At 69.6% G+C, this 26812-nt stretch carries 18 protein-coding genes and 1 pseudogene; 6 read left to right on the top strand and 13 right to left on the bottom strand.

Features of this window, described 5'->3' with window-relative positions; all coding sequences use genetic code 11:
- Positions 1–57: 57 nt before the first annotated feature.
- On the bottom strand, positions 58–495 hold the full coding sequence (locus ADK41_RS23480; RefSeq protein WP_030817800.1) for an ATP-binding protein: 438 nt from the start codon (positions 493–495) through the stop codon (positions 58–60).
- 91 nt (positions 496–586) lie between these two features.
- Between ADK41_RS23480 and ADK41_RS23475 the strand changes: the two genes are divergently transcribed.
- Both ADK41_RS23475 and ADK41_RS44330 read left to right on the top strand, forming a co-directional pair.
- The gene (locus ADK41_RS23475; RefSeq protein WP_030817798.1) at positions 587–1435 is read left to right on the top strand and encodes a helix-turn-helix domain-containing protein; all 849 of its coding nucleotides are present in this window, start codon (positions 587–589) and stop codon (positions 1433–1435) included.
- A 34-nt stretch (positions 1436–1469) separates the two neighbouring features.
- Positions 1470–1604: a DUF397 domain-containing protein gene (locus ADK41_RS44330; protein ID WP_380956600.1), complete on the top strand. Its 135-nt coding sequence runs from the start codon at positions 1470–1472 to the stop codon at positions 1602–1604.
- Positions 1605–1724: 120 nt separating this feature from the next.
- Here the strand turns inward: ADK41_RS44330 and ADK41_RS23465 are convergent, their stop codons facing one another.
- Positions 1725–2084 (bottom strand): hypothetical protein, encoded by a 360-nt coding sequence (locus ADK41_RS23465; protein WP_159043989.1) that lies wholly within the window; start codon positions 2082–2084, stop codon positions 1725–1727.
- Between the two features lie 155 nt (positions 2085–2239).
- Here ADK41_RS23465 and ADK41_RS39665 point away from each other — a divergent pair.
- Positions 2240–2533: pseudogene (locus ADK41_RS39665) on the top strand (tyrosine-type recombinase/integrase); the annotation flags it as partial.
- Between the two features lie 107 nt (positions 2534–2640).
- Here the strand turns inward: ADK41_RS39665 and ADK41_RS23455 are convergent.
- From ADK41_RS23455 to ADK41_RS23405, 11 genes are all read right to left on the bottom strand, one after another.
- Positions 2641–2979 (bottom strand): hypothetical protein, encoded by a 339-nt coding sequence (locus ADK41_RS23455; RefSeq protein WP_037803047.1) that lies wholly within the window; start codon positions 2977–2979, stop codon positions 2641–2643.
- Positions 2969–9859 (bottom strand): polymorphic toxin-type HINT domain-containing protein, encoded by a 6891-nt coding sequence (locus ADK41_RS23450; RefSeq protein WP_234318487.1) that lies wholly within the window; start codon positions 9857–9859, stop codon positions 2969–2971. Before ADK41_RS23450 ends, ADK41_RS23455 begins: the two co-directional genes overlap by 11 nt.
- Positions 9860–10048: 189 nt before the next feature.
- Positions 10049–13735: a LamG-like jellyroll fold domain-containing protein gene (locus ADK41_RS23445; protein ID WP_234318486.1), complete on the bottom strand. Its 3687-nt coding sequence runs from the start codon at positions 13733–13735 to the stop codon at positions 10049–10051.
- A 533-nt stretch (positions 13736–14268) separates the two neighbouring features.
- Positions 14269–14688 (bottom strand): transglycosylase SLT domain-containing protein, encoded by a 420-nt coding sequence (locus tag ADK41_RS23440; protein WP_030817788.1) that lies wholly within the window; start codon positions 14686–14688, stop codon positions 14269–14271.
- Between the two features lie 267 nt (positions 14689–14955).
- Positions 14956–15831 (bottom strand): ECF transporter S component, encoded by an 876-nt coding sequence (locus ADK41_RS23435; RefSeq protein WP_030817786.1) that lies wholly within the window; start codon positions 15829–15831, stop codon positions 14956–14958.
- Entirely contained in the window at positions 15828–17492 is a 1665-nt protein-coding gene (locus tag ADK41_RS23430; protein ID WP_030817784.1) for an ABC transporter ATP-binding protein, read from the bottom strand. The genes ADK41_RS23435 and ADK41_RS23430 overlap by 4 nt, the downstream gene beginning before the upstream one ends.
- Complete coding sequence (locus ADK41_RS23425) at positions 17489–18721, bottom strand: energy-coupling factor transporter transmembrane component T (protein ID WP_078661721.1); 1233 nt, start codon at positions 18719–18721, stop codon at positions 17489–17491. The genes ADK41_RS23430 and ADK41_RS23425 overlap by 4 nt, the downstream gene beginning before the upstream one ends.
- Positions 18714–19352, bottom strand: coding sequence for an SCO2322 family protein (locus ADK41_RS23420; protein WP_030817780.1), 639 nt, complete (start codon positions 19350–19352; stop codon positions 18714–18716). The genes ADK41_RS23425 and ADK41_RS23420 overlap by 8 nt, the downstream gene beginning before the upstream one ends.
- Positions 19349–20575 (bottom strand): prenyltransferase/squalene oxidase repeat-containing protein, encoded by a 1227-nt coding sequence (locus tag ADK41_RS23415; RefSeq protein ID WP_030817778.1) that lies wholly within the window; start codon positions 20573–20575, stop codon positions 19349–19351. The genes ADK41_RS23420 and ADK41_RS23415 overlap by 4 nt, the downstream gene beginning before the upstream one ends.
- 344 nt (positions 20576–20919) lie before the next feature.
- Entirely contained in the window at positions 20920–22323 is a 1404-nt protein-coding gene (locus ADK41_RS23410) for an endo-1,4-beta-xylanase (protein ID WP_078661720.1), read from the bottom strand.
- A gap of 279 nt (positions 22324–22602) precedes the next feature.
- A complete protein-coding gene (locus ADK41_RS23405) occupies positions 22603–23295 on the bottom strand; it encodes a TetR family transcriptional regulator (protein WP_037803045.1) in 693 nt (230 codons plus the stop codon).
- Positions 23296–23501: 206 nt separating this feature from the next.
- On the opposite strand from ADK41_RS23405, the gene ADK41_RS23400 reads away from it, so the two are divergent.
- The 3 genes from ADK41_RS23400 to ADK41_RS23390 are packed head-to-tail and all read left to right on the top strand — an operon-like array spanning position 23502 to position 26775.
- The gene (locus ADK41_RS23400; RefSeq protein ID WP_030817767.1) at positions 23502–24953 is read left to right on the top strand and encodes a glycosyltransferase family 4 protein; all 1452 of its coding nucleotides are present in this window, start codon (positions 23502–23504) and stop codon (positions 24951–24953) included.
- The gene (locus tag ADK41_RS23395; RefSeq protein WP_030817765.1) at positions 24947–25693 is read left to right on the top strand and encodes a class I SAM-dependent methyltransferase; all 747 of its coding nucleotides are present in this window, start codon (positions 24947–24949) and stop codon (positions 25691–25693) included. The genes ADK41_RS23400 and ADK41_RS23395 overlap by 7 nt, the downstream gene beginning before the upstream one ends.
- Positions 25690–26775, top strand: a complete 1086-nt coding sequence (locus tag ADK41_RS23390; RefSeq protein ID WP_030817762.1) for a prenyltransferase — start codon at positions 25690–25692, stop codon at positions 26773–26775. The genes ADK41_RS23395 and ADK41_RS23390 overlap by 4 nt, the downstream gene beginning before the upstream one ends.
- Positions 26776–26812: the final 37 nt, after the last annotated feature.

Raw genomic sequence — 26812 nt, 5'->3', positions numbered from 1 at the left:
GCGACCGGGGCTTACGGGGTGCCCTGAGCGTTGCGATGAGGTGGCCCGACGGCCACCTCACGCACGAGCCTCCACCGCACACTCGAACCACACGGTCTTCCCGCCGCAGGGCTCGGGATCGACGCCCCACTTGTCGGTCACCGCAGCCAGCAGCACGAGCCCTCGTCCGTTCTCCGCATCCAGCGACGACTCGACCGGCACGCGCGGGAGTTCGTCACTCCCGTCGGCCACTTCCACCCGTACCCCGCCCGGTAGCCGCAGCAGCAGCAGGGCGCAGTGCCGGTCCGGAACGTGCCGTACGACGTTGGCGAGCAGCTCCGTCACGCCGAGTTCCACGGAGTCGGACAGACCGGTCATCTCCCACTCGCGCAGGAACGGCCGCACGATGCGCCGGACGTGCCCCGCCGAGTGCTCACCGACGGTGAGCCGCATCGCGTATCGGTCGCTGCGCGGGGCGAGGAGAGTGGGGAGAGCGGGGGGAATGTATTGGTTCACGCCACAAGGGTGACCTCGACTGACTACGCTCGGCTACGGAACGAATACAACCGGTCCCGCCGTGGACCGAGTTGCGCGAGAGGGGCTCCACGTGACCCATATCAACGTCCTCGACCCGGGCGCGTCACCGCTGGACTACTACGGCTTCGAGCTGCGGCGCCATCGAGAAGCCGCCGGGCTGACCCAGCGGCAACTCGGCGACATCGTCAACTACACGGGCTCGCTGGTCGGGCAGATCGAGACGGCGAGGAAGCTGCCGACGCAGGAGTTCAGCGAGCGGATCGATGCGGCGTTGGGGACGGGAGGGCTGCTGTCCCGACTCGTCACGCTGGTGATGCGGACTCAACTCCCCGCCTGGTTCCAGCAAGTGGCGGAGCTCGAGTCGAGAGCCAAGGCGATCCGCGTCTTCCAGCCGCAGCTCGTGCACGGTCTCTTGCAGACGGAGGCGTACGCCCGCGCGGTGCTCAGCGCCATGGGTGACCACGACCTGGACAATCGCACTTCGGCACGGCTCGCGCGGCAGCGCATCTTCGGCAAGGAAGAGCCCCCGGTTTTCTGGGCGGTCCTCAGCGAGGCCGTACTTCATCAGGAGGTCGGCGGCAAGGAGGCCATGCGGCAGCAACTGTTGAGGTTGTTGTCCCACGAGCGGAACCCGTGTGTGAACGTCCAGGTGCTGCCGTTCGAGACGGGCGTACATACCGGATTGATGGGCTCCTTCGACATCTTCCGCTTCGCGGGAGATCCCACCATTGTTTATAGCGAGGACTACGAGACAGGGCACCCGACGGCCGATCCGGCCGCGGTTGAGTCCCGATCGCTCCGTTACGATCACCTGCAAGCCGCAGCTCTGTCCGTCAAGGACTCGGCGGCGCTGATCCGGCGAGTGATGGAGGAACGCTATGGAGAGCATCTCGCATCCGACAGAGATCACATGGCGTAAGTCGAGCTACAGTGGCGATACAGGAGGATCGTGCGTGGAGGTCGCCGACATACCCGGCTCGGGCCCCGCCGTCCGAGACTCCAAGAACCCGGCAGGCCCGATCCTCACCCTTCGCCCCGCCACCTTCACCGCCTTCCTGACCTGGACGGTCGGCGAACGGTCGCAATGACTCCCCGGACGCGCTGATACCCCGCCTGGCGGCCTCGCGGAGAGGATTCCGTTCGTCCTCGGTTGAGCGTGGACCGGGCATCACGCGACCGCGGCTGCGGTGTCAGTTGGCCCTGGGTATTCAGCGGAATTGGGTGATCTGACGACCCGGTAGCAGAAAGATGCCGCTGACCTGCGAGGATGCGAGTGTCGAAGTCGTATCTGTCGCGATAATCAGGGCACCAATATGGTGAGCGAGCTTACGGGGTGGGACCGGCGGCTGTCCGTGACGGCCGGCGGGAAGGGGCTGGTGGGGCATGCCGGAGCGGTGCTGCTGCGGAAGGTCGCGGACCGGGTCGGGCTGACCGGGGGTCTGGCCGAGGTGCTTCCCGCCGGAGCCGGGCACAGCTGGCGCGAGCGGGCCCACGTCGTGGTCCAGCACGCCGTCGCGATCGTGCTCGAGGCCGCGAATCTGACCGAAGCCGAACAACTCCAGGCCCACCACCGGCGTCTGTTCGGGCCGCCGGTCTCGGACTCCACCACCCGGCGCACGCTGATGGATCTGGACGGCGAGGTCATGGCCGCCCTCTCACGGGCAAGAGCGAAGGTACGGCGGCATGTGTGGTCGCTCCTGGCACGGGCCTTGGGTCAAGGCCCCCTATCGACCCTGCCAACCTCACCCGTCGCTTCCGTAGCTTCCTCGACCGGGCCGGACTCCGCCGCGTCCGTTTCCACGACCTTCGACATTCGACCGCCACCCTGCTCCTGGAACAGGGCGTCGACCTCGTGGTGTTCAAGGAGCTTTTGGGCCACGCCCACATCGGCGTCACCGCCGGCGTCTATGCCCACGTACGACTCCGACTCCAGCGGGACGCCATCGACGCCTTGGGCCACGCCCTCGGCAGCCAGGACGGCGACCCTGACGACCCGCCCACTGCGGTCGTCGCCCGCTGTCACCCCACCCTTTCAATCTCAGCGTCAAAGACCAGGATGCCCCTTTCTCCGCCAATCGGGAAAGGGGCATCCTGCCTCACTCTTCGACAGCACCTACGGGCGAGCTAGCTTTCGCCCAGGAACTGCAAGACTCCTTCAGGTCCGCCTGAATCGATAATCCCCTTGAAGGAATCCAGCATCGCAGCCAGACCCCCCTCCGGAATGATCACGAGATCGGGACACTGAAAATATGCCCCGCCGGAGCATTCTCCAGTCTCCTTCCATCGATCCATTACTTGCGCGATCGCGCGGAGCGTCATGAACGTGGCGCTCCACCGCGTCCCATCCGGGAGGGTGAGTTCCGCGTCTACATTCTCAACGGTTTCCTTGTCGTCCTCTGCGCCCAACATGAAGAGTGCGCTGAACTGCTGGTTCTCTACGCGATAGAGAGGGTCACTGACCATAGAGCTGATTCAGCCTCGCAATCACCTTGGACTCGTTCGCTTTATCGGACTTCCCAACGACCTGAACCCCTCCGTCAACGTTCCGGAAGAACAGGCGACCGCCGTTCCTTCCTCGCGCGTAGGTGACATCCGTTCCGGCCAACGCCTTACTTCCGAGGCCCGGATTCATATTTCCGCGCGACAGCTGCTGGAACAGGCTGTCCAGATCGGCCTGAACCTTCTGATTCTTCCCTGCCTGCTGCGCGGCCTTCGTCAGCGCTGAATCCTTGCCGATGACAGAAGACATCGTTGTGAGGGAACAGTTGGAATTGTGAACCAGTACCGGAGTGGCGCCCGCCAGCACATAGTACGTGTGGAGGTCGTCGACAGTAAGGTTGTACGTGCGAGCGTGCTGTGTGAAGGGCTTGTTAGCTGTGACGATGACGGTGCGGTCGTCATCGGTGAGCAGGGTCATGCCCGACGTGAGGTCGCCGGCTGCTATCCAGCTCTGCTCTGAGGGTGACCAGAATGGGTGTTCGTGTGTCGCCGTGAGCTCTTCTATACCCTCGTCGGTGGTGATGGAGAGCGTGTTGAAGTGCTTGTCGTCTTCGGTGCGGATGAGGCGAGTTACCTCGCGAGGGCCCAGCTCGCCGGTTTCCGGGTTGGCCGCCAGTACCTCATCGCCCAGCTCTACATTTTCGATGTCCTTGGTGGAGCCGTCTGCCATGAGGACGTCGGTCCCGGCGAGGAAGCACCTGATGCATGAGATGTCGCGAGTTTCCTTCCACGGCCCGCTCGCCGGGGGATTCCCCTTACCGCGAAGGCTGTACGGGGTTCCTCCGATACTTCCGACCATGGGGCCCATTGACTCGATGTATTCCGGCGAGTATCGAAGGTCCCAGACGAAGTAGTGGTGCAGCTCGTAGGAGCATTCGATGTATTCTTCGCAGACCGACGCGCCGGCCAGTGCCATGAGTTCATGGTCCGGCAGGTAGTTGTACATTCGGTCAGACTGCAGATTCGCAAGGGCCGTGGAGAAGGCTTCCTCGAACTGGTCAGGTTCGGGTCCCGGTGCGGCAACGACTTCGAAGTGGGACGGCGGCGGCGGCGTCCACGGTGACGAATGGCGCACCTGTGAGGGGCCGTATCCGACGTCGTGGTATCCGCCGATCGCGCCGCCGTACGGTTTCTTGCTGCCGGAGTTTCCGGGGCTGCCGGGGTTGCCTCCGCTGACTGCGTTGTTGACTCCCGACTTTCCAGGGATATTGCCGCAGGAACTGACGGCGTAGGTGGCGCCGCAGCCTTCTTTGAGACCGGTGGGGTCGGAGGCTGTGGCGGGGTGTTGGTTGGCGTAGCTGTAGCCGTTGAGGGACTGTGGCTGGTCGAGGCTGAGGAGGGGGTCGACGCTGATGAACTGGCCGATGGTCGGGTCGTATTCGCGGGCGCCGATGTGGGTGAGGCCGGTGGTTTCGTCGTTGGTTTTGCCGAGGAATCCCTTGTCGTCGGGCCAGGGTGTGCCGGTGGGCTTGCCGCGTTCGGCGCCGAAGGGGCTGGTGTAGCGCTTGCTGTGGGTCTGGGTGGCGTCGGCGTTGATGGCCAGGGACATCGTGCCGTGGTGGTCGCCGGCCAGGTAGGTGAGCTTGTTGCTGAGGGTTTCGTTGGAGCGGGTGGCGATGGTCTGGCCATCGGCGGTGTAGTAGCGCTGGGCCCAGGTGGTGCCGTCGGCGCGCAGGTGGAGTTCGGTGGCGCCGGCGTACAGGATCCGCTCGCCTCCGGCGGTGCTGCGGATCAGGAGTTCACCTGAGGCGTCGTAGAGGTAGTCCGTGGCTTTGCCGTTTTCGGTGAGCTTGGCGAGCTTGCCTTCCTCGGACCATGCGAGGTCTTGGATCGCCGTCGCGCCGGGGCGCTTGGTGGTGTTCCCGGTCGCGTCGGGGGTGTAGGTCTTCTCCGGGCTGGTGCAGTCGCTCTTGGTGGTGGTGCCGGTCAGGAAGTGGGGCTGATCGGTTTTGGTGTAGCAGTAGGTGGTCTTGGTGTCACCGGTGGTCTTGTGGGTGGTTTCTGTGGTGCGCTGGCCCGCCTTGTTGTAGGTGTAGCTGGTCCAGTACGGAGCCGGGCCGGACAGGTCGCTGGTGCTGCGGGTGTCGGAGCACTTCTGGGAGCTGGGTGTCCAGGCTTCGGTGAGGCGGCGGTGGCCGTCGTAGGCGAAGCACTGGGTCTCGGCGCTGCTGGTGCCGCCCAGTGTCGTGGGGTCGGCGATGGAGGTGACGTTGCCGGCCTGGTCGTAGGTGTAGTTGAGGTTCTGCAGCTGGTAACTGTGGGTGTCGTCGGTGACGAAGCTGCTGATCAGGCGGTCGGTGCCCCGCTCGTAGCGGTTGTTGATGTAGGACTTCTTGTGGTCGTCCGTATCGGCGGTGCCCAGCGTGAGCTGGGTGGGCTGGCCGATCGGCGAGTACTCGGCGTCCAGGAGGTAGCCGGTGGAACCGCCGACCGAGGTGACCTGCCCGAGCTTGTTGTAGTCGTACTCGACGATCTCGGAGGGCAGGCCCCCCAGAGCCGGCTCTTTGGTGTGCTTGAGGGTGCCGTCTGGGTTGTAGGCGGTCTCGAACTCCAGCGTCGCCGGTGCACCGGCCTTCACGAACGGATCGCCGGAGGGGAGTTCCAGCTTGCTGACCGCGGGGCGGGACAGCGTGTCGTATTCGGTGACCGTGTCGGTGTACGCCTGGCCGTTCTTCCCGCCCACGTAGCGGGTGCTGCTGTCCGGCATGCCGTCGAGCAGGTCGTCGTAGCTGGTGGCGGTGAGCTGGTTGGCGTCGCTCTTGGACCCGGCCCAGGTCCCGGTCGGACGGCCGAGGACGTCGTAGGCGGTCAGGATCGCCTTGCCGCGGGAGTCGGTGGACTTGATGGCCCGGTCGAGCGCGTCGTACTCGGTGGTGCTCTTGCCCTGGTCCGGGTCGACGGCTGTGATCTGGCGGCCGAACAGGTCGTAGGTGTAAGACCACTTGGCGTCGTCCGGGCCGGTGATCTGCGTCTGCAGACCGTCCCGGGTGTAGTGGAACTTCGTGGACGCGTAGCTGGTGCCGGGGCTGTCACCGTACTGGGGGTCGGCCGGGGCGCCACCGGCGTATTCACGGGTCTCGAGGGTACGGCCGCGGATGTCGGTGATGGCGCGGGTGGCGGTGCCACCGTCCAGGGCGGTGGTGGCGGTGGAGTCACCGGTGTAGCTGGTGGTGGTGGACCACTTCTCGACGCCCATGACGTGCAGGGTGCTCTTGGTGGCCCGGCCGGCCCCGTCGAAGACCGTTCCGCTCTGCTTGGGTGCCTCCCCGTACTCGGCGCGGGTGTATGTACCGTTGGGAGTGCTGGTGGTGTCGAAAATGTCCGCGTAGGACTCGTACGGGAGACCACGGGTGTCGTAGCGGGTGTCGGTCAGCAGACGGCCACCCTTCGGTGTCTCCGACTGGGTCTGCAGGGGACGCAGCAGCGAGTCGAAGATGGCGTAGCTGGTGGTGTAGGTCTCGCCGTCCTTCTTCAGCGTTGAGGAGGACACCCAGGACTGGTTCTTGTTGTCCATGTGGTAGGCGAACTTGGAGCTGGGGCTTTCACTGGCGCTCGAGCGGTTGGGGAGCCACACGGAGGTGAGCCGGCCGAGTGCGTCGTAGGCGAGTTCGGTCTTCTTCAGGTTCGCGTCGTACATGCGCAGCGCCTGGCCCCGGCGCGGGTCGAGGAAGCTTGTGGCCCTGTGCCCCAGTGGGTTGGTGGTGATGGTCTTGGTGAGCGGGCCGGCGGCGACCGGGGTGTAGGCGGTGGTGGTCGGCTGGCCGTCCGCGTCGGTCACCTTGGTGAGGCGGCCGAGAGTGTCGTAGTCCGTGGTGGCGCTGCTGGTGATCGTCTGCCAGCTCGGGCTGCCGGAGGCATAGCTCTTGGCGCGGCCGGTCCAGGTGACCAGTCCCTTGGTCGGCTTCATCGACTCCGACCAGGTGCTCGCACCGTCATAGCCGACCGCTGCGTCCGCAAGGACGTCACCGCGGCGCTTGTCGTCGGCGGGCAGGTCGAGTGCGGTGTCGGCGGTGGAGCATTGCTTGCCGACGGTCCGGGTGCGCGAGACCAGGCTGTTGATGCCGGCATCCACGTTGCGGGCGTACCAGGTGCGGGTGCAGGTCTCGTCACCGCCCAGGCCCTTCTGCCCGTAGTCGTCGACTTCTCTGACCATGCCCAGGTCGTCGTAGCGATTGGTGATGACATGGGTGCGCCAGGACTTCGACGCGGTCAGGTAGGTGCTCGCGTAGGAGGTGTTGGGTCGTGTCCAGCGTGCGATGTGAGCGGCCGCGTCGGGCACCGTCTGCGTGGCGGTGTTCTTGGAGGTGTAGTTGGTGTACGAGGTCGAGATGGGCTGGCTGCCGTTGTAGGCGACCTTCTGCAGCATCTGGCCCGCGTACTGGTCGCTGTCGGTCAGGGCGGGGAAGTCGACGTCGGTGTCCATCAGCGGCTCGACGCTGACGGTCCTGGTGGTGCCGTCCTTCTTCTTGTCCCCGTGCATGCCCTGCAGGTAGCGGGAGACCGTCTTGGAACGGGTGGTGCCCAGCGCGCCGGCGTATACGGTGACATCGCGGTAACCACGCCACTCGGACCAGGTCCGCTCGTCCTTCGGCGTGAACGGGTCGTCGGCGTAGTGCCACGCGGCGCCCGAGTAGTCGTAGGCGTTCTCGACCGTCTGGTTCTGCCCGGCCGGATCGGCAACTCCGACCGCGAGTACACGGTACTTGTGGAACCAGTCCACCGACGCTTCCGTGGCACCGTTGATGTGCCAGTACTGCGGGTAGCAGGAGCGGGTGTTGGAGTCCTGCGCGGCTCCGAGGACCTCGCTGCGCTTGCACTCCGGCGCCGACAGCGTCACCGTCGTGATCGCCCCCGTCTCCGAGGTGATCGTCTCGATGCGATGGCGCTTGAGCGGCAGGATGTCATCCGTACCGTCGACCCGGTTGGGGCGCAGCTGGTAGGTGAACACCACCGGTTTGACGTCGATCGCGGTGCCGGCCTTGCCCGTCCGCTTGATCGATGTGAGGACCAGGACGTGGTCGGTGGTGTCCCCGATGTCGCCGGCGTCCTGGTATTCCTGAGTCAGAGCCCATGAGTCGACCGGGTCGTGCTTGCTGGTGGTGGCGTTCCACGAAAAGGTGTGGATGCCGGTGAGGCGCTTACGGGTGAAGAAGGTCGGGCCCGCGGCATTGCAGTCGGTGTCACCACTGGTGCAGATGCTGTCGAAGGGAACATCGGGCCAGTGCTTGGCCGTGTCCTCGGTCAGCTCCGCGCAGTCCGTGACAGTGCAACGCTCGGCGTACGAGAAGGTCACCTTCCCATCGGCGTCATCCGTGAACAGCGCGCCCTTACGCAGCCCGTACTTGATCTCGTTCAGGTAACCACCGCGGACGTAAGAGGTGTTGGCGGTAGCGGCCTTGTTCTTCGGGTAGTGGTTGGATTCCTTCGTGTACCAGTAGGTCGAGGCGTTGCCGTGGATGTCCTCGACGTAGTCGAGATTCCACCGCCATGCCTGGGTCAGCGAACGGTCGGCGAAGGTGCTGCCCTTGTCGTAGCCGGGCTCGCCGGAGTCGTCACCGAAGACCGGTGCCGTCCAGGTGGAGTTGGTACGTTGGTCGGCTGCCCCCTCGAGCTTGTTCAGGCCGAACACGTACTTTGTTCCGTCGCCGGTGATGACGGTCCAGTACTCACCGTTGTCGTCCCCGTTGTCCGCACCGGTCGAGCGCTTCACCGTGGAGGCGTCATCGTTCTCCAGACGATAGGCACCGGTGGTGTTGTCCTTGATGATGCGGCTGGAATTGCCGTTCAGGACGAGACGGGCGTTGTCGTACTTCCAGCAGCGGTCGAAGACCTTGTCATGGCCGTCGTCCTCGCAACTGCTGTAAGTGCGCTCGATGTAGGACTCGGTGAGGGCGAACCCTTCACCGACCGAGGTGCCCTGGTTGTTGGTGGAGGCGGTGCGTCCGTCGATGCTGCCCGAGTCATACGACAGGCCCAGGCTCGGTGCGGGACCGGCCGCGGCCGGAGGCAAAGTCAGGCCGTAATTCCAGGTGAACGAACCCGAACTGCCGCCGGCCTCCCACGACGACGACGGCGCGAGTGCGGTTGCGGAGTAATCGCCGGTCCCCTTGGGTGACGCCCCCGCTCCGGCAGCCGCCGCCGTCACCGCGAACACGGTGACACCGTTGAGTCTGTTCGCCGAGGCAAGCTGCGTGGAGGCACCGGACGTGGTCTCAGCGAGCGGGACCTGCGCAGAGACGGTCTGCTGTGCGGAGTCGTTGGTTGAGGAGAGCGGGGTCTGCTTGCGGCACTCCGTCTTTGACGGAGTCGTCAGCGCACAGGCAGGCAGCTGCACGAGACGCAGGCGCTCCGACCAGCCGCCACCGATCATGGATGCGAAGTCGCTGTAGTCGACGCTGACTGCCGCCGTACCGGCGGTGTCGGCGCTGGCTGTGAAGAGCACACCGGTGATGCCGGTCTTGCGGGCGGCCTTCTGGTCGAGGACCGTGAAGTCCACGGACCCTGCGGCCGCCGGCATGCTCCGGCTCTTCACCGGTTGCGCGGCCACAGGCGTTCCCGCAAGGTCCACCTCAGCTGCTTTGTCCGCGGAGAGTGTCGTGGTGGCCGCATCGGGCTTGGGCCAGGCAGCTGTCTGCTCTTCCTTGGCTTTACGGGCTCGCTGTTCGCCGGCCTTCCTGCCCTCGGAGACCTTCTGGCGTGCCTTCTTCGCGCCCAGGCCCTTGACTTCTTCGACCTTGCTCACGCGGGGTTTGGGCACATCAGGGCGCCCCAGTCCCTGCTCGCCGGCCACCGCGGCCGGCAGCTGACCGACCGGGGCCAGCAGCGCCAACGCAACCGTGGGCACGACGAGGCGTCGCCCCCACCGCCACGCACCCCCCGCACCCCGTTTTGAGGTGCCTATGCCAAATGTCATGAGTTTCGTACCCATCCGGTTCACGAGAATTGGAAGATCAATCAAGTTGCGGAAGCGGCCGGGGAATGCGGCCGCGGGGTGGTTGGGCAGCCCTGGGGCTGCCCAACCACTCACTGCAGGTCAGTCGCCCACCGTGACTTCGACCTGCTCGGCACTGGCCATCGCGCCGGCCCACAGGCGCACATCGGAGATCCGAGCGGGCAGGAAGTGCTTCCAGCCACCGGTCGCGTATGCCTTGCCGAGGGCGAACTCACCGCTGCCGATTTGCGCCGTGTACGCCTTGGCGTCGCCGTTCCGGCTGTAGCCGATGTAGAGGCTGATCGTGCCGTCCACCGAATCGTGTACGCCGGTCAGCCGCGCGACGCTGTCCACGCTCGCGGTCTCTTCGGAGGTGACGGAGGAGAACGTGCCATCGGACTCGAGACGACCGAAGTGCCACTTGCCCTCCGGCACTGTGATCTCCTCCATGGTCTCCTCGTCCAGCACGGTCTTCCTGCCGGTGAGTTCGAACCACAGGCCCCATGCGGAGCCGTCCGCGGTGCGCTGGCCCGCGACCTGCCCGATGTAGCCGATGTCCTTGGTCAGCAGCTTCGCTCCGTCCAGGGTCACGCCAGTGGTCACCGTGAATGAGCTGCTGCCGTCGACTACAGGACCTGCGGTCGTGGCGGCGTCATCGACGCCGTCGAGGACGATCTCCTCGTCGGTGACTGAAGCGCCTCCGGCCAGCGTGAGGCTCTTGCCGTAGGAGGAGACAGTGTCCTTGATCGTGGTGCCGTCGACGCCGCGGGTGGGGTTCCAGTCCGCGATCAGTTCCACTCCGGCGAACTGCTCCGAGACCAGCAGCTTGGCGTCCTTGGCGATCTCCTCCGGCGTGAGTGTGCGCTGCCAGACCGTGACCTCGTCCACCACGCCATCGAAGTAGTCGGCGTAGTTACCGCTCCACTTCGCCCTGCCGATCTGCAGGCCGCCCGTGGCCGACCAGGGCACACCGGCATCCACCTCGGACTGGAGCACTCCGTTGACGTAGAGGCGGACCTTGTTGTTGTCGGCGTCGAAGCTCGCCGTCAGGTGCGTCCAGACACCGGTGGGGCTGGTCTGCTTGGCACGTGCCTTGTTCCAGGTGTAGGTACCGTCCTTCTCGGTCAGCACCCGCAGGCTCCAGTCCTTGATCCCGTCTGCGCCGTAGGAGACGTAGAACGGGCTGCTGTTGCCGCCGTCCTGGCTCAGCACGGTTTTGGTGCCCGTGGTGCCCGGCGTGACCCGCGCCCAGGCAGAGATGGTGTACGAGGACCGGGTCTCCACTGCGGGGCCGCTGGTCGCCGCATAACCGCCAATGCCGTCCAGCTTCAAACCCTTGTCGTCGACCGGAGTCGCCAACGGCTGTCCCTGCGCGTCATGGGTGATCAGACCGCGTCGCCCGTAGTTGGGCCGGCTCGCACCGGCGCTCAGGGTCGCGTCGTCCTTGCCGTCGTCGGTGGCGGCGTCGATGGCAACGCCAGCGGCCTCGTTGAAGTGGTAGCGCGCGATCGGCCCGGCTCCGGCGGCGACCAGGAAGTCGACCGTGCTCCAGGCTCCGTAGCGGCCGACGTTGTCCTTCGCTCGGACCCACAGCGTGTATGTGCCCGCCTGCGTCACTGGCACGCTGGCCGACGATCCGTTGGCCGTCGGCCAGGTCGTCATACCTGACAGCGTGTACTGATACGACACGACACCGGTGTCACCCGTGGCAGGTGCGAAACTGAAGGTGGCCTTCTGCCCCGGGCCGCCCAGCGCTTGGCAGTCGTTGGGCAGGCACTCCTTGTACGGACTGCCGATAGTGATCTTCGGTGCCTTCGGGGCGGTCGGGTCGACCTTGAAGTAGCAGAAACCGGTGGTGGAGCCGTTCGACGGACCCGACAGGTGACTCTTGCCACCGTTGTAGAACGACTGTGTCCACGCCCGATAGCGGTGTACGGGACCTTCGGTGAGGGTGGACCAGTCGATGGTCTGCTTTTTCCCGTCCCCCGCATACCCTGTCGAGGGCCGCGAGTCATTCGTGCCGGCGTTGGTGTCCGCCCACGTGCCGTCGGTGTTCTTGCGGTCGACGTCGAAGGCGATCCGCAGCTGCGCATCCTCCTCACCGCCCGCCTTGGTCTGCGTCGTCGCCGTCAGCGCCGGCGTCGGGTCGGAGGCGATCGTCGGGTTCGACTCGTTGGTCGAGCACACCGTGCCCGAACCGGTCACGAGCCCGATGCCGCTCGGCTTGTCCGGAATACCTACGAAGGAGACCTCGAGGACGGCATCGTTCTTGAACCGCTTCCATGCCGCGGTGTCCGACTCGTCGTGCGCCCGGATCTCCAGCGTGAGCCGGGAGAACTTGCCCGCCGCGAAGTTCCTCACGGTCGGGGTGAGGTTCTCGTTCGTCTCCTCCGGGTTGTCGTTGAACTCGATCGCCGCATCCGGCAGCCCCGGGCTGCACAAGTCGCCCCGGCCCGCCGAGACATGCCGATCGCCCATCAAGTCCAGTTCCTTGGGACGTGAGGACCAGGTGGTGGAGGAAGAGATGTTGTTGGTGCGGACCAGGTCCACCCAGCGCGGAGCGCACTGGAACGCCCACGGTTCGGTGACCCGGAACGTCGCGTCCAGGACGTGCTTGCCCTTCAGGCTCGCGGGCGAGAACTCGAAGTACAGCTTCTGCACATAGCCCGGACCGCAGTAGTAGCCGTTCCAGGTACCGCACTTGCCTGCGCCCTTGCCCATGTCGTCATTGCCGTTGCCCCAACCGTAGGACTCATAGCCGTCCGACCGCAGCAGCGTCCGCTCCGCCTCGCCCCAGGTCACCGATGGGTCGATGAACAGCGGAAACACCGAAGCGTCCTTCTCGGCAAGGAGGTCGGGGTCGGGGACGATCGACAAGGATTCCTTGCCGACTTCCACATCCATCGTCGCCACCTGGTCGCCCTGCCCCGGCTCCACACCAGATCCGGACGGGGCCGACTCCGCCGGGTCGGACGGGTCGGACGGGCTCGTCTCATCCGCCGCCGCACGTGCCGCCTGAGACGCGGACGGCTGCGCAAGCGCCTTGCCGGCCGAGTTCCACATACGCGCGGGCGGGGCCTTGAACACCGTCTGGCCGTTCGGGTCGACCGCAGCCAGGCTTCCTGATGCGCCTTCCTGGACCGCAAGCCCGGTCGTCTTCAGGCCGAAGGTGAGCTTCTTCAGCTTCTCTCCAGCCGCAGCCTCCGGAGTTTTGACAACCAGGACGTGCTGGAAACTCTCCGCCGTCGCGGTGACCTTCAAATCCACATCCGGCAGCACGTTCGCATACATGGCGCTCGCGCCGTCCAGCTCAGGCTCGGGGAGGCTGCCCGGCCAACTCAGCTCGATCGAGCGGCCCTGGCTCGCGATCCGCACCAGCGGATCCTTCCCACCACCGCTGGAGAATACGATCTGCGGCGCCGCAGCCTTCGGAGCGATCGAACCGTCCGCGCGCTTCTCCAACGTCGCATCCGGCGTCTCCCAGCCGCCCCCCGGCTTGGAGACGCGTACGGGAACCGACGACTCCTGCAAGGTGAAGGTGTAACCGTCTGGATTGGCGAAAACCGTAGTGCGCTCGGAGCGCTGCCCCGTCACCTCGACCCGACTACCGGACTCCTGAGCCTCCGCAAGGGCCTTCTGCCCCTCCGACAACTCTTCGGAGTCCACCGTCGACACTGCGGCTTGAGCCGCGGACGGCTCCACCAACAACGTGGTCAACAGCGCCGCAATCGCCGCGCCTATCACGGACATCCCACGGCACGCCCGGCTCCCGCGACGACGTTTGGGCATGACTGTGCCCCCCGCCCCAAAATCCACAGCCCCTACCCCAGAGTTTCAAAAGTTTCACAAGTTGCGCAGAGTTAAAGCTGTTCACCCGCCGGAGTCAAGCGCGTTGCGCATCCAGGGGCGTCGATGCGCAGTCCTGGACAGGCAGTTTCACTTGGGTTTGCATGATTTGACGCCGCCCCCTCATGCACCTCGTGTGAAAGCACTGAGTGACCAGTGGGCCGAGACCGGAGGAAGCAGGGCCCCTGCCAGCCGGATATCGTCTCCGAAATGGGGCTGCAAAGCCGGACTGAACCCCTCCGCATCCACGCGAAACCATGATGCTGCTCACTTGGTGGCGTAACGGAGAGTCAGTAAGAGTTGAGGCTGCGTCAAGCGGGCGGCTCTGGCGCAAATTCGCTGGTGTCGAGGCGTGCCGATGTCCGAGGGGGATGCGGTGTCGAAGGCGAATGAAGCCTGCTCGTCCGGTCAACGACGAAGGCGGCGGCCCCGGGGATCGTGGGGTCGCCGCCTTCGGTACGGGGGGCGCGGTGCCGTCAGTACCAGTTGTTGGACTGCCAGAAGGACCAGGCGCCGCAGGCGCTGCCGTAGCGGTCCTTCATGTAGTCCAGACCCCACTTGATCTGGGTGGCGGGGTTGGTCTTCCAGTCGGCGCCGGCCGAGGCCATCTTGGAGGCGGGCAGGGCCTGGACCAGGCCGTAGGCGCCGCTGGAGGCGTTGGTGGCGGTGTGGTTCCAGCCGCTCTCGTGCTGGACGATGTTCGAGAAGCACTGGAACTCGGCCGAGTCGCCGATCATCTTCTGCGCGGTCGCCCGGGCGGAGGAGGCGCTCGTCGTGGACGCGGCCTGGGCGGGCGCGGCGGCGATCAGGGTGCCGCAGGTGGCGACGGTCAGGGCGGCGCCGGCGAGGGTCTTCTTCGGGGTGGCGACGGTGCGGAGGAGGGAAGCGGCGGACACGGGCGGCCTTTCGGTCGGAAGCAGGAAGGTCGCGTCACGCGGTGACCGGACGCCGTGGGCGGCGGGGGCATGCGTCGGCGCCGCGACCCGTGGGGTACGTCGGCGCCTGGCGACCGCTCCACAGAAGCAAATCCCGGAATTGTCCGCAAAGGTCCGTCTTACTACCGAAGGTCGGAGAGGCCGGAGCGAGGAGCGGGGACGCCCTGTGCGAAACCGGCGCGTCGCTACGGTGCCGGGTCGTATGTGAGGCGGGTCATGTGGGGTGGTTCACCGTCCCGGTCGCGGCGGGTGAGCGGGGGATCGCTCAGGGGCGTCCTCGAATGTGACCGGCGCCTCGAAGGCCGCCCTGCGGGTGGCCCGGCGGAGGGCCTTGAGGAGGGAGGGGCCCACGGTGAGGGTCAGGACGACCGTGACCAGGGCGCGGCCCAGGTCCCAGCCGAGGGACGTCGCCAGGCAGTAGGCCGCGAAGCGGGCCAGGTTGGCGGGGAGCGACGCGTCGGGGGAGAAGGAGATGTTCGAGGCCAGGACGGACATGAAGGGCCAGCCCGCCATGTTCATCACCGTGCCGTAGGCGAAGGCGGCCAGGAAGCCGTACCCGGCGAGCATCCAGACCTCCGCGCGGCCGCGCAGGCGGTCGGGGCCCGGCAGGAGGCCCGCACCCGTGGTGAACCAGCCCATCGCCAGCATCTGGAACGGGAGCCACGGTCCGACACCGCCGGTGAGCAGCGCCGACGCGAACATCGTCACCGAGCCGAGGACGAAGCCGAAGCCGGGGCCGAGGACCCTGCCGCTGAGGACCATGAGGAAGAACATGGGCTCCAGGCCGGCCGTGCCCGCGCCGATGGGACGCAGGGCCGCGCCGGCCGCCGCGAGGACGCCGAGCATCGCCACCGCCTTCGGGCCCAGGCCCGACTCCGAGATCGTCGCCGCCACGACCGCGACCAGGAGGACCAGCAGACCCGCGAAGAGCCACGGGGCGTCCTGGGCGTGGGCGTTCAGCGACGAGGCGGGCGGGGCGAGGAACGGCCAGCCGAAGCCGGCCACGCCCACCGCGCTGACCAGGGCGAGGGCCAGCCAGGAGCGGGGGCCCAGGCGGACGGCCCGGGCCTGGCGGTCCGTCCGCCGTCCTGTGGTGGTGGTCATCGGTCCAGCGCCTCCCGGACCTGGGAGACCGTGAGCCACTGCTGCGGGGCCAGGATCTTCGCCACCTGCGGGGCGAAGGACGGGGACGCCACGACCACCTCCGCCGCCGGGCCGTCCGCGATCACCTCTCCCTCGGCGAGCAGGACCACCCGGTGGGCGAGCTCCGCCGCCAGCTCCACGTCGTGCGTGGCCATGACGATCGCGTGGCCCTCGGCGGCCAGTCCGCGCAGGATCGTCACCAGGCGGGCCTTCGCCGCGTAGTCCAGGCCGCGGGTCGGCTCGTCGAGGAGGAGCAGGGGCGGGCGCGCGGTGAGGACGACCGCCAGGGCGAGGGTCAGGCGCTGACCCTCGGACAGGTCGCGGGGATGGGTCTCGTCGGCCACCGAGGGGAGCAGCTCGGTCAGCAGGGCGCGGCAGGTGCCGGGCTCGGCGCCCGCGTCCCCGTCGGCGGCCGCGCACTCCGCCGCGACCGTGTCGGCGTACAGGAGGTCGCGGGGTTCCTGGGGGACCAGACCGACGCGGCGGACCAGGTCGCGGGGGCGGGTGCGGTGGGGGACCGCGTCGCCGGTGCGGACCGAGCCCGAGGACGGGACGACCAGGCCCACCAGCGCGCTGAGCAGCGTCGACTTCCCGGCGCCGTTGCGGCCCATGAGGGCGATCGTCTCACCGGGGGCGACGGTCAGGTCGACGTGGCGCAGGGCCTGGACACGGTCGCGGCGGACCGCGAGGGAGCGGACCTCGGCCACGTGGGCGGGGGCGGGTGCGGCGGGCTTCCCGCGCGGGAACAGGCGTCTGGCGGCGGGGGCCGGCGCCGGCGGTCCGGGTTCCCGGGCGGGCGGCCGCCCGCCGGCGAGGCGGTCGCGCAACGGACCCGCCGCGCGCCGGGCGTCGCGGACCGTCAGGGGGAGGGGGGACCAGCCGGCGAGGCGGCCCAGGTCGACCACCGGAGGACAGACGGGGGAGACCGCCATCACCTCCGACGGGCCGCCGAGCCACGGCCGCTCGCCGGGGCCCGGCAGCAGGGCCACCCGGTCGGCGTACTGGACGACGCGTTCCAGGCGGTGTTCCGCCAGGAGGACGGTGGTGCCCAGGTCGTGGACCAGGCGCTGGAGGACGGCCAGGACCTCCTCGGCGGCGGCCGGGTCGAGCGCGGACGTCGGTTCGTCGAGGACCAGCACCCGGGGGTGGGGGGTGAGGACCGAGCCGATGGCGACCCGCTGCCGCTGGCCCCCGGAGAGGGTGGCGATGGGGCGGTCGCGGAGACCGGCGAGGCCGAGGAGGTCCAGGGTCTCCTCGACCCTGCGCCGCATCACGTCCGGTGGGAGGCCCAACGACTCCATGCCGTAGGCCAGTTCGTCCTCCACCGTGTCCGTCACGAAGTGGGAGAGCGGGTCCTGGCCCACCGTGCCCACGACGTCGGCGAGTTCGCGCGGCTTGTGGGTGCGGGTGTCGCGGCCGGCGACCGTGACCCTGCCGTGCAGGGTGCCGCCGGTGAAGTGCGGGACCAGACCGCTCACCGCGCCCAGCACCGTCGACTTGCCGACGCCGGACGGGCCGACGAGAAGGACCAGTTCGCCCTCGGGGACCTCGAAGTCGACTCCGTGGACGGCGGGTTCGGCCATTCCGTCGTAGGTCACCGACACGTTCTCGAAGCGGATCACGTCGTCGGCTCCTTGCGGGGGTCCGTGGGCTCGGGGGCGGGGGTGACGAGGGCGGGGAGCAGACCGATCAGGACGGCCGCCGCCGGCCACAGGGGGAGGGCGGGTGCGACGAGCGGGACCACGCCGGGGTGCAGGGCCGCCGGGTCGCGGGAGGCGGCGAGGGTCAGGAGGGCGGCCACGGCGACTCCGGACGCCGTGACCAGCCAGGCGCGGGCGCCCCAGGGATCGGGGCGGTAACGGGTGCGCAGGGTGCGCCGGCCGCCGAGCCGCAGGCCGCCGAGGGCGGCGGCGACACCGGCGAGGAGGACGGGCAGGCCGTAGGCGCCGCCCTCGGCGGTGAGCAGTCCGTACGTTCCGGCGCAGACGCCGAGCAGACCGCCGAGGGTGAGGGCGGCGGTGGCACGGCGGACGGCGGGCGGGACGGCGGCGGTACGGCCGTACCCGCGGGCGTCCATCGCGGCGGCGAGGGCGACCGAGCGCTCCAGCGCGCCCTCCAGGACCGGGAGCCCGACCTGGAGCAGACCGCGGACGCCGCTGTCGTGCCGGCCCCGCAGCCGGCGGGCGGCGCGCAGGCGCTGGACGTCGGCGATGAGGTGGGGCGCGAAGGTGAGGGCCACGACGACGGCCACGCCGAGTTCGTACAGGGCGCCGGGAAGGGACTTGAGCAGGCGGGAGGGGTTGGCGAGGGCGTTCGCGGCGCCCACGCAGATGAGCAGGGTGGCGAGGCGGAGGGCGTCGTACAGGGCGAAGACGAGGGCCTCGGCGGTGACCTTGCCGCCGAGGCGGATGCCCTGGGCCCAGTGGGGGAGGGGGACCTCGGGGAGGTGCACGAGCACGTGCGTGCCGGGGATGGGGGAGCCGAGGAGCACGGCGAAGGCGAGGCGGACGAGGAGGACGGCGAGGGCGAGTTTGACGAAGGCGCCGTAGGAGCGGGACCAGGGGGCGTGGGGGCGGCGGGTCGCCACGACGTAGGCGGAGACGGTGATGAGGAGGGCGAGGAGGAGGGGGTTGGTGGTGCGTGTGGCCGCGGTGCCGAGGGAGAGGGCCCAGAGCCACCAGGCGCCGGGGTGGAGTGGGGGGCGGTGCCGGTGCCAGTGCTGTCGCTGGGCGGGGGGTGTTGCGCGGCCCGGCGTTTGCGGGGTGCCGCCGCGCCCACCCGTGCCGCCCCAGCGGCACGACTGCCCGCGGTTGGGCGGGGAGTCGTGCCCGCGGCTGCGGAAGCTAGCCACGGCGGCGTGTCTGCCAGACGGCTGCTGCTCCGAGGAGGGCCACTGCGGCGATTCCGGCCGGCAGGCCCACCGACGGACCGCTCGAGTCGTCCGGCTCGCTCTCTTCCTCCGCGGGCGCCGGGTTCTGGTCCGTCGAGACCTGCTCGCCGCAGCCCTTCTTCGGGTAGCCCGCTATCGCGCACAGCAGGGCGTTGGTGTCGTAGCGGAGGGGTTCGGCGACCGAGGCCAGGGCCTCGGCCGTGGTGGCGTCCTCGGGGACCTGGGCGCAGGCCGTGCGGCCGGCCGGCGGGGTCTCGCCGGACGGGGCGTCGGCGGGGGTGCCGAAGTCGATGACCAGGGCCACGCGCTTCGTGCCGTCGGCCGCCGGGGTCTTCGCGCAGATGGCGCCGAAGTCGGCGGCGCCGCGGGGCTTCGCCGCGTCGGCGGAGTCCTCGCTGACGGAGAAGCGGAAGCCGTGGACGTCGCCGTCGGCGGGGCGGGCGAGGGAGGGGCCCTGGTTGGCGTACGTCCACGCCGTGCCGTCCCGCTCCCAGAACGCCCAGTAGCGGTAGCCGGCGGCCTGCGCCTGGCCCGCGCCCGCCGACAGGGGCAGGAGCGCGGCCAGGAACAGGACGGTGACCCGGCGGATCACGGCTGCCGCCGCTTCGTGCGGCCGCTGATCAGGAAGCCGATGCCGATGCCGGCGACCAGGCAGACGCCGACGAACCACCAGACGCCGAAGCCGGAGTCCGACTCCTTCTTCTCGTCCTTGTCGTCGCTCTTCGCCCCGGCGGTCCTCTCGGGGGCGGCGGGGCCGGTCGCGCCCAGCCGCTCCACCAGGTCCGTGCCGCCGAAGGCGCGCGGGTCCGCACCCGTCGCGTGGGCGGCGAGGACGAGCTGGGCGTAGGCGGCGGGGCCGCTCTGCGCCGCCCAGTCGGCGGCGTTCTTCTCCAGCCAGGCCAGGGACTTCTCCGCCTGCTCGCGGGCGCCCTGGGCGGCGAGCGCGACCACCGCGTCGGCGGTGTTGCCGTAGTCGGGCTGGTCCTCGGCGCCGGCCAGGGCGGAGGTGAGGTGACCGTCCTCGGCGAGGGCGTCCGTGAGGTGGGCGGCGCCGTTGGCGGCGGCCTGCTCGGGGGTGTCGGCCTGCTCGCAGGCGGCGTCCTTCGCCGCCCCGCCCTTGCCGGGCTCGACGACCAGGCCCGCGCCGAGCGAGCCGAGCACGCCCGCCGCCGTCGCGTCCGCGTTGGCGACCAGCTCGCCCTTCTTGTCCGGCTGGAAGGCGAAGGCGCCCGCGCCGTCGCCCTCGCAGGGGAGCGCCAGCTCCAGCAGGGCGTCGTAGGGGGACTTGCCGTCCTTCTTCACCTCGGCCGGCTTCTCGCCGGCGGCCGCGAGCGCGCCGATGACGACGGAGGTGGAGTTGGTGTCGCTGGCGCCGCCCGCCGTGTAGCCCCAGCCGCCGTCCCCGTTCTGCGCGGACTTCAGCCAGTCGAGGGCCTTCTTCGTGACGTCGTCGTGGCCGCCGAGCGCGGCGAGGGCCTGGACGGCGGCGGCGGTCTGGTTGGTGTCGACCATCGTCTTCGCGTCGCACGCCCCGGCGGTGTCGGCGCGGTACGGGGCGAAGGAGCCGTCGGCGCACTGCTGCCCGGTGAGCCAGTCGACGGCCGCCTTCGCCGGCTCGACGCCGACCGTGTGCAGGGCGAGCAGGGCGAGCGACTGGCGCCAGACGCCGTCGTACTGCGGGTCGCCGTCGCCGTACAGGGCGGAGGGGAGCGCCGGGGACGGCGCCGGGGACGGGGTGGTGTCGGCGGCGGCCGGAGCGGCGGCGCCGATCACGGCGACGGCGGCCAGGACCGCTGCGCTGCGGCGGACGTTCATGATCGGCGGGTGCCTTCCCTGCGGGGAGCCGGGCAGCGCGGGACATCCCGGCGGCTCGGCTCCGTATACCTCGACGGTGCCGGTGCGCCGGCGGGTCCGCCGGGCACGTGAGCCGGTCACGAACCGTGCGGGGCAGTCCGGCTCACCGTCCCTACGGACGGTTCACGGTTGCGGGTCAGCGCCGGAATTGCACCGGCTTCCCCCCGTACGGGTGATGACGACGCCGACACTCTACCCGCCCGTAAGGAAGGGGTCAGGAGTGGCTTCGGTGAGTGAGGTCACGTGGCACGCGCGCCGCACCCGCACCCCGGCCCGGGGTGCGGGTGCGGCGCGGGCGGGGCGGTTCAGGAGGCCGTGCAGGCGCCGACCTGTGGCGGGGGCGTGCTGCCGCCGTTGACGGTGAAGCCGAAGCTGGTCGAGGCCCCGGCCGCGAGGGAGCCGTTCCAGCTGGAGCGCACCGTCATGACGTCGCCGCCGCCGTCCCAGGTGGGTGAGCCGTTCCAGACGGAGACGACCTTCTGCGGGGCGGCCATGGTGACGTTCACGCTCCAGGCGGTGATCGGCGAACTGCCCGCGGTGATCGTCACCTTGCCGTTGTAGCCGCCGTTCCACTGCTCCGCCGTGGTGTAGGTGGCGGTGCAGGCCGCGTCCGGGTCACCGGGGTCGCCCGGGTCGCCGCCGCCGGGGGCGCCGCCGAGGGCGCTCAGCACGGCGTCGTACGCGGGCTTCTTGTTGTAGTCGTTGTCGAACAGCAGGGGAGTGCCGCTCGACCGCCACGAGTACTTGTCCGGGATGCCCCACACCGTGATGCCGGTGCAGCGCGTCACCGCGAGGCAGGCCTTGGTGACGTTGCCGTAGTCGGTGGCCTGGGCCTGGCCGGAGCCCTCGATGTCCAGCTCGGTGATCTGCACGTCGACGCCGAGGTCGGCGAAGCGCTGGAGGTTGGCCCGGTAGTCGGAGGGGACCGGGGAGTTGGGGTTGAAGTGGGACTGGAAGCCGACGCAGTCGATCGGCACGCCGCGGGACGTGAAGTCCTTGACCATGGCGTAGACGGCGTTGCTCTTCGCGTTGACGCCGTCGGTGTTGTAGTCGTTGTAGCAGAGCTTGGCGTTCGGGTCGGCGGCCCGGGCGGTGCGGAAGGCCTCCTCGATGAAGCCGTTGCCGACCTTCGTCTGGAAGGGCGAGTTGCGCCGGGCGCCGCTGCCGCCGTCCTGGAACGCCTCGTTGACCACGTCCCAGGAGTGGATCCGGCCCTTGTAGTGGGTCATGACCTGGGTGATGTGGTTGTTCATGGCCGACCGGAGTTCGCTCGCGCCGAGTCCGGAGACCCAGCTCGGCAGCTGCGAGTGCCAGACCAGGGTGTGTCCGCGGACCTTCATGCCTTTGCTCCGGGCGTGGTCCACGATCTGGTCGGCGCGGCTGAAGAGGAAGGTGCCGCGGCTCGGCTCGACGGCGTCCCACTTCATCTCGTTCTCGGGCGTCACCGAGTTGAACTCGCGGTCCAGGGTGGTGGTGTACGGCGACTCGCCGAGGTGGTTCGCGGCGACGGCGGCGCCGAAGTAGCGGCCCTTCTCGGCCGCCGCCGCGCCCAGGGTGTCGGCGGCGTGCGCGGTGGCCCGGGGGAGTGCGGCGAGCGCGGTGACGGTGAGCAGGGCGGTGGTGGTGACGCCGAGGGCGGCGCGCAGCCGGCCGCGTGCGGGGCCGCCGCCTCCGGCTCTCGCCCCCGTTCGCTTCTTAATCATGCGCATGTCATCCCTTCTCCGATGGGGTCACGTGCTGCGGATGGGCGGGATTGCTGCCGTGCGGTCGAGCGAAAGTTTCGGACTCGGCTCCGAATTTCTGCGGTGACGATATGGGTCACCGAAGAGACGGTCAATCGTTCACGCATGACGAAAGTCGTCGGTCCGCGAGGGGTGGCGGAAGGGAGGCCCGCCACCGGCGTCAACGGAAGGAGTTCGAAAGTTTCGCCGGTGGTCGCCGGTGGTCGCCGGTGGTCGCCGGTGGCTGTCGGCGGCAGCCGGCGGCGGTCAGGCGCCGTCGGCGCTCTTCGGGGCCGTCAGGTCCACCAGGCGGCACACCGTCTCTATGTCGGTCTCGACCTGGGCGATGGAGGCGCGGCCCGAGAGCCAGGTGATCAGGGCCGAGTGCCAGGTGTGCTCGATGACCCGGACGGCCGAGAGCTGCCCGGGCGTGGGGTCGGCGAGCTCCATGGCGTCCAGGATGATCGCCGTGGTCTGCCGGGAGACCTGGTCCACCTCCGGGCTCACGCCGCGGTCCGCGAAGGTCAGGGCGCGCACCATCGCGTCGGCCAGGTGCGGCTCCCGCTGGAGCGCGCGGAAGGCCCGCATCAGGGTCTCCGCGACCCGCTCGGCCGGGGTCTCGCCGGCCGGCGGCTCCTTCCGCAGCGTGCCGTGCAGGGTCTCCAGCTGGTCCTGCATGGTGGCGACCAGAAGATGGATCTTGGACGGGAAGTAGCGGTACAGCGTGCCGAGCGCCACCTGCGAGGACTCCGCGACCTCGCGCATCTGCACCGCGTCGAAGCCGCCCCGGCCGGCCAGCCGCGCGCACGCCCGCAGGATGCGGCGCCGACGTGCCTCCTGGCGCTCGGTGAGCGGTGAGGCCGGGGCGGGAGGCGCGGCGCCGGCTCCCGTCGTCGCCCCGCCCGCCCTGTCCGTCGTGGCTGCCCTGGCCTCCTCGTCCCTGTTGGCTTCCGTAGGCATGGGTCCCGTCCGTGACAGTCGGTGAGGGTGGATGATCAGACAGCATGGCATGCCGTCCGTCGTGGCGTGAATCACCTGATCCACTGCTGCCAGTACCCCTACCTGCCGGTAGATTCGGATCCTCCGAACGATCAACTCTGAAACTTGTTCTAGATGAGCGTCCCGACGTAGTGTCGCGGGACAGTGCAGGGAGAAGGGGGCCCAGAGTGACCGCTGAGGCCAGTCAGGCCGGGCCCTCGCAGGGGTCCGCATCCGACGGCTTGCGACCGCTCCGCATCGCACTCCTCACCTACAAGGGAAACCCGTTCTGTGGCGGGCAGGGCGTCTACGTACGCCACCTCTCCCGCGAACTCGCCCGTCTCGGACACCGCGTCGAGGTCATCGGAGCCCAGCCCTACCCCGTGCTCGACGTCCTCGGCGGGGGCCACGCCGGGCCGGTCCTCACCGAACTGCCCAGCCTCGACCTCTACCGCCAGCCGGACCCCTTCCGCACCCCGAAGCGCGACGAGTACCGGGACTGGGTCGACGCGCTCGAGGTCGGCACCATGTGGACCGGCGGCTTCCCCGAACCGCTGACGTTCTCCCTGCGGGCCCGCCGCCACCTGCGCGCCCGCCGCGGCGACTTCGACGTCGTCCACGACAACCAGACCCTCGGCTACGGCCTGCTCGGCGACCTCGGCGCCCCCCTGGTGACCACCATCCACCACCCCATCACCGTCGACCGCCGCCTGGAACTGGACGCCGCCGAGAACTGGCGGCGGCGGTACTCGGTACGCCGCTGGTACGCCTTCACCCGGATGCAGAAGCGGGTGGCGCGCCGCCTGCCGTCCGTGCTCACCGTCTCCGGCAGCTCCCGCCAGGAGATCGTCGACGACCTCGGCGTACGGCGGGACCGCGTCCACGTCGTCCACATCGGCGCCGACACCGACCTGTTCGCGCCCGATCCGTCGGTGCCGGTCGTACCGGGGCGGATCGTGACCACGTCCAGCGCGGACGTGCCGCTGAAGGGGCTGGTCTTCCTCGTCGAGGCGCTGGCGAAGGTGCGGGCGGAGCAGCCCGACGCCCATCTCGTCGTGGTCGGCAAGCGGCCCGTGGAGGGGCCCGTCGCGCAGGCCGTGGAGCGGTACGGCCTCGAGGGCGCCGTCGAGTTCGTCAAGGGCATCTCGGACGCCGAACTGGTCGACCTGGTGCGCTCGGCGCAGGTCGCGTGCGTGCCGTCGCTGTACGAGGGGTTCTCGCTGCCGGCCGCCGAGGCCATGGCCACGGGCACCCCGCTGGTCGCCACGACCGGCGGGGCGATCCCCGAGGTGGCCGGCCGCGACGGGGAGACGTGTCTCGCCGTACCGCCCGGCGACGCGGGGGCGCTGGCCGCCGCGCTGACCCGGCTGCTCGGGGACCCGGAGCTGCGCGCCCGGCTCGGGGCGGCCGGCCGGGAGCGGGTGCTGCGGAACTTCACCTGGGCGCGCGCGGCCCAGGGCACGGTGGCCCGCTACCGCGAGGCGATGGCCCGAGCGGGCCGGGGCACGGGCGCCGCCCGTGCGGAGGAACCGGCTCCGAGCCGCCCGGCCCCGACCGCAGCGGACGTCCTCCCGGACCCGGGCGCCGCAGACGTGAACACAGCCGACACCTCCGACCGCGAAAGCAGGGCCACGTGCTGACCGTCGACTTCTCCCGGTTCCCGCTCGCCCCGGGCGACCGCGTCCTGGACCTCGGCTGCGGGGCCGGCCGGCACGCCTTCGAGTGCTACCGGCGCGGCGCCCGGGTCGTGGCGCTGGACCGGAACGGCGAGGAGATCCGCGAGGTCGCCAAGTGGTTCGCGGCGATGAAGGAGGCCGGGGAGGCGCCCGCCGGGGCCACCGCCACCGCCATGGAGGGCGACGCCCTCGCCCTGCCCTTCCCCGACGAGTCCTTCGACGTCGTCATCATCTCCGAGGTGATGGAGCACATCCCGGACGACAAGGGCGTCCTCGCCGAGATGGCGCGCGTGCTCAAGCCCGGCGGCCGGATCGCGATCACCGTGCCGCGCTACGGCCCCGAGAAGGTGTGCTGGACCCTGTCCGACGCCTACCACGAGGTCGAGGGCGGCCACATCCGCATCTACAAGGCGGACGAGCTGCTGGCGAGGATCCGTGAGGCGGGCCTGCGTCCGTACGGCACCCACCACGCGCACGCGCTGCACTCGCCGTACTGGTGGCTGAAGTGCGCGTTCGGCGTGGACAACGACAAGGCGCTGCCGGTGCGGGCGTACCACAAGCTGCTGGTCTGGGACATCATGAAGAAGCCGCTGGCCACCCGGGTCGCGGAGCAGGCGCTGAACCCGCTGATCGGCAAGAGCTTCGTGGCGTACGCGACCAAGCCGCATCTGCCGCGCGCCGAGGCCGAGGCGGACGCCGCGTGACGACCCCCCGGACTCCTCGGACGGAACACCTCGTCCTGCCCGGGGTGCTCACGGCCGGCCAGGCCGCCGCGACCGTCGCCGGCATCCTCGCCGTGCAGCGGGAGGACGGGGCGATCCCCTGGTTCCGGGGCCACCACCTCGACCCGTGGGACCACGTCGAGGCCGCGATGGCCCTGGACACGGCGGGCGAGCACGACGCCGCCGAACGTGCCTACCTCTGGCTGGCCCGGCACCAGTTGGCGGACGGCTCCTGGTACGCGGCCTACGCCGACGGCGACCCGCTCGACGTCGCCGACCGGGGCCGGGAGACCAACTTCGTCGCCTACATCGCGGTCGGGGTGTGGCACCACTACCTCGCCACCGGCGACGACACGTTCCTGGACCGCATGTGGCCGGTGGTGTGCGCGGCGGTGGAGTTCGTGCTGCGGCTGCAGCAGCCCGGCGGGCAGATCGGCTGGCGGCGCGACGACGACGGCACGCCCACCGCGGACGCGCTGCTCACCGGATCCTCCTCCGTCCACCACGCGCTGCGCTGCGCGCTCGCCGTCGCCGAGCAGCGCGAGGAGCCGCAGCCGGACTGGGAGTTGGCGGCGGGCGCGCTGCGGCACGCGATCCGGCACCACCCGGAGCGGTTCCTGGACAAGGGCCGCTACTCCATGGACTGGTACTACCCGGTGCTCGGCGGCGCGCTCACCGGCACGGAGGCCAAGGCCCGCATCGAGGAGGGCTGGGAGCGTTTCGTCGTCCCCGGGCTGGGGGTGCGCTGTGTGGTGCCCAACCCGTGGGTGACCGGCGGTGAGTCGGCCGAACTCGCCCTGGCCCTCTGGGTGATGGGCGAGTCCGACCGCGCGCTGGAGGTGCTCCAGGCGATCCAGCACCTGCGCGATCCGGAGACCGGCCTGTACTGGACGGGCTACGTCTTCGACGACGACGCGATCTGGCCGCGCGAGCTGACCACCTGGACCGCCGGCTCCCTGCTGCTGGCGGTCGCCGCCCTCGGCGGCCACGAGGCCACCTGCGCGGTCTTCGGCGGCGACCACCTGCCCAGGGGACTGGCCCCGGACTGCTGCACGCCGGTCTGAGCCGACCGAACGCCGGCCTCAGTACCGACGCGGGCGG

Source organism: Streptomyces caelestis (assembly GCF_001279005.1).
Taxonomy (GTDB): domain Bacteria; phylum Actinomycetota; class Actinomycetes; order Streptomycetales; family Streptomycetaceae; genus Streptomyces; species Streptomyces heliomycini.
Note: the sequence above shows the minus strand (reverse complement) of the source record. Positions and strands in the feature narration are given on the sequence as shown.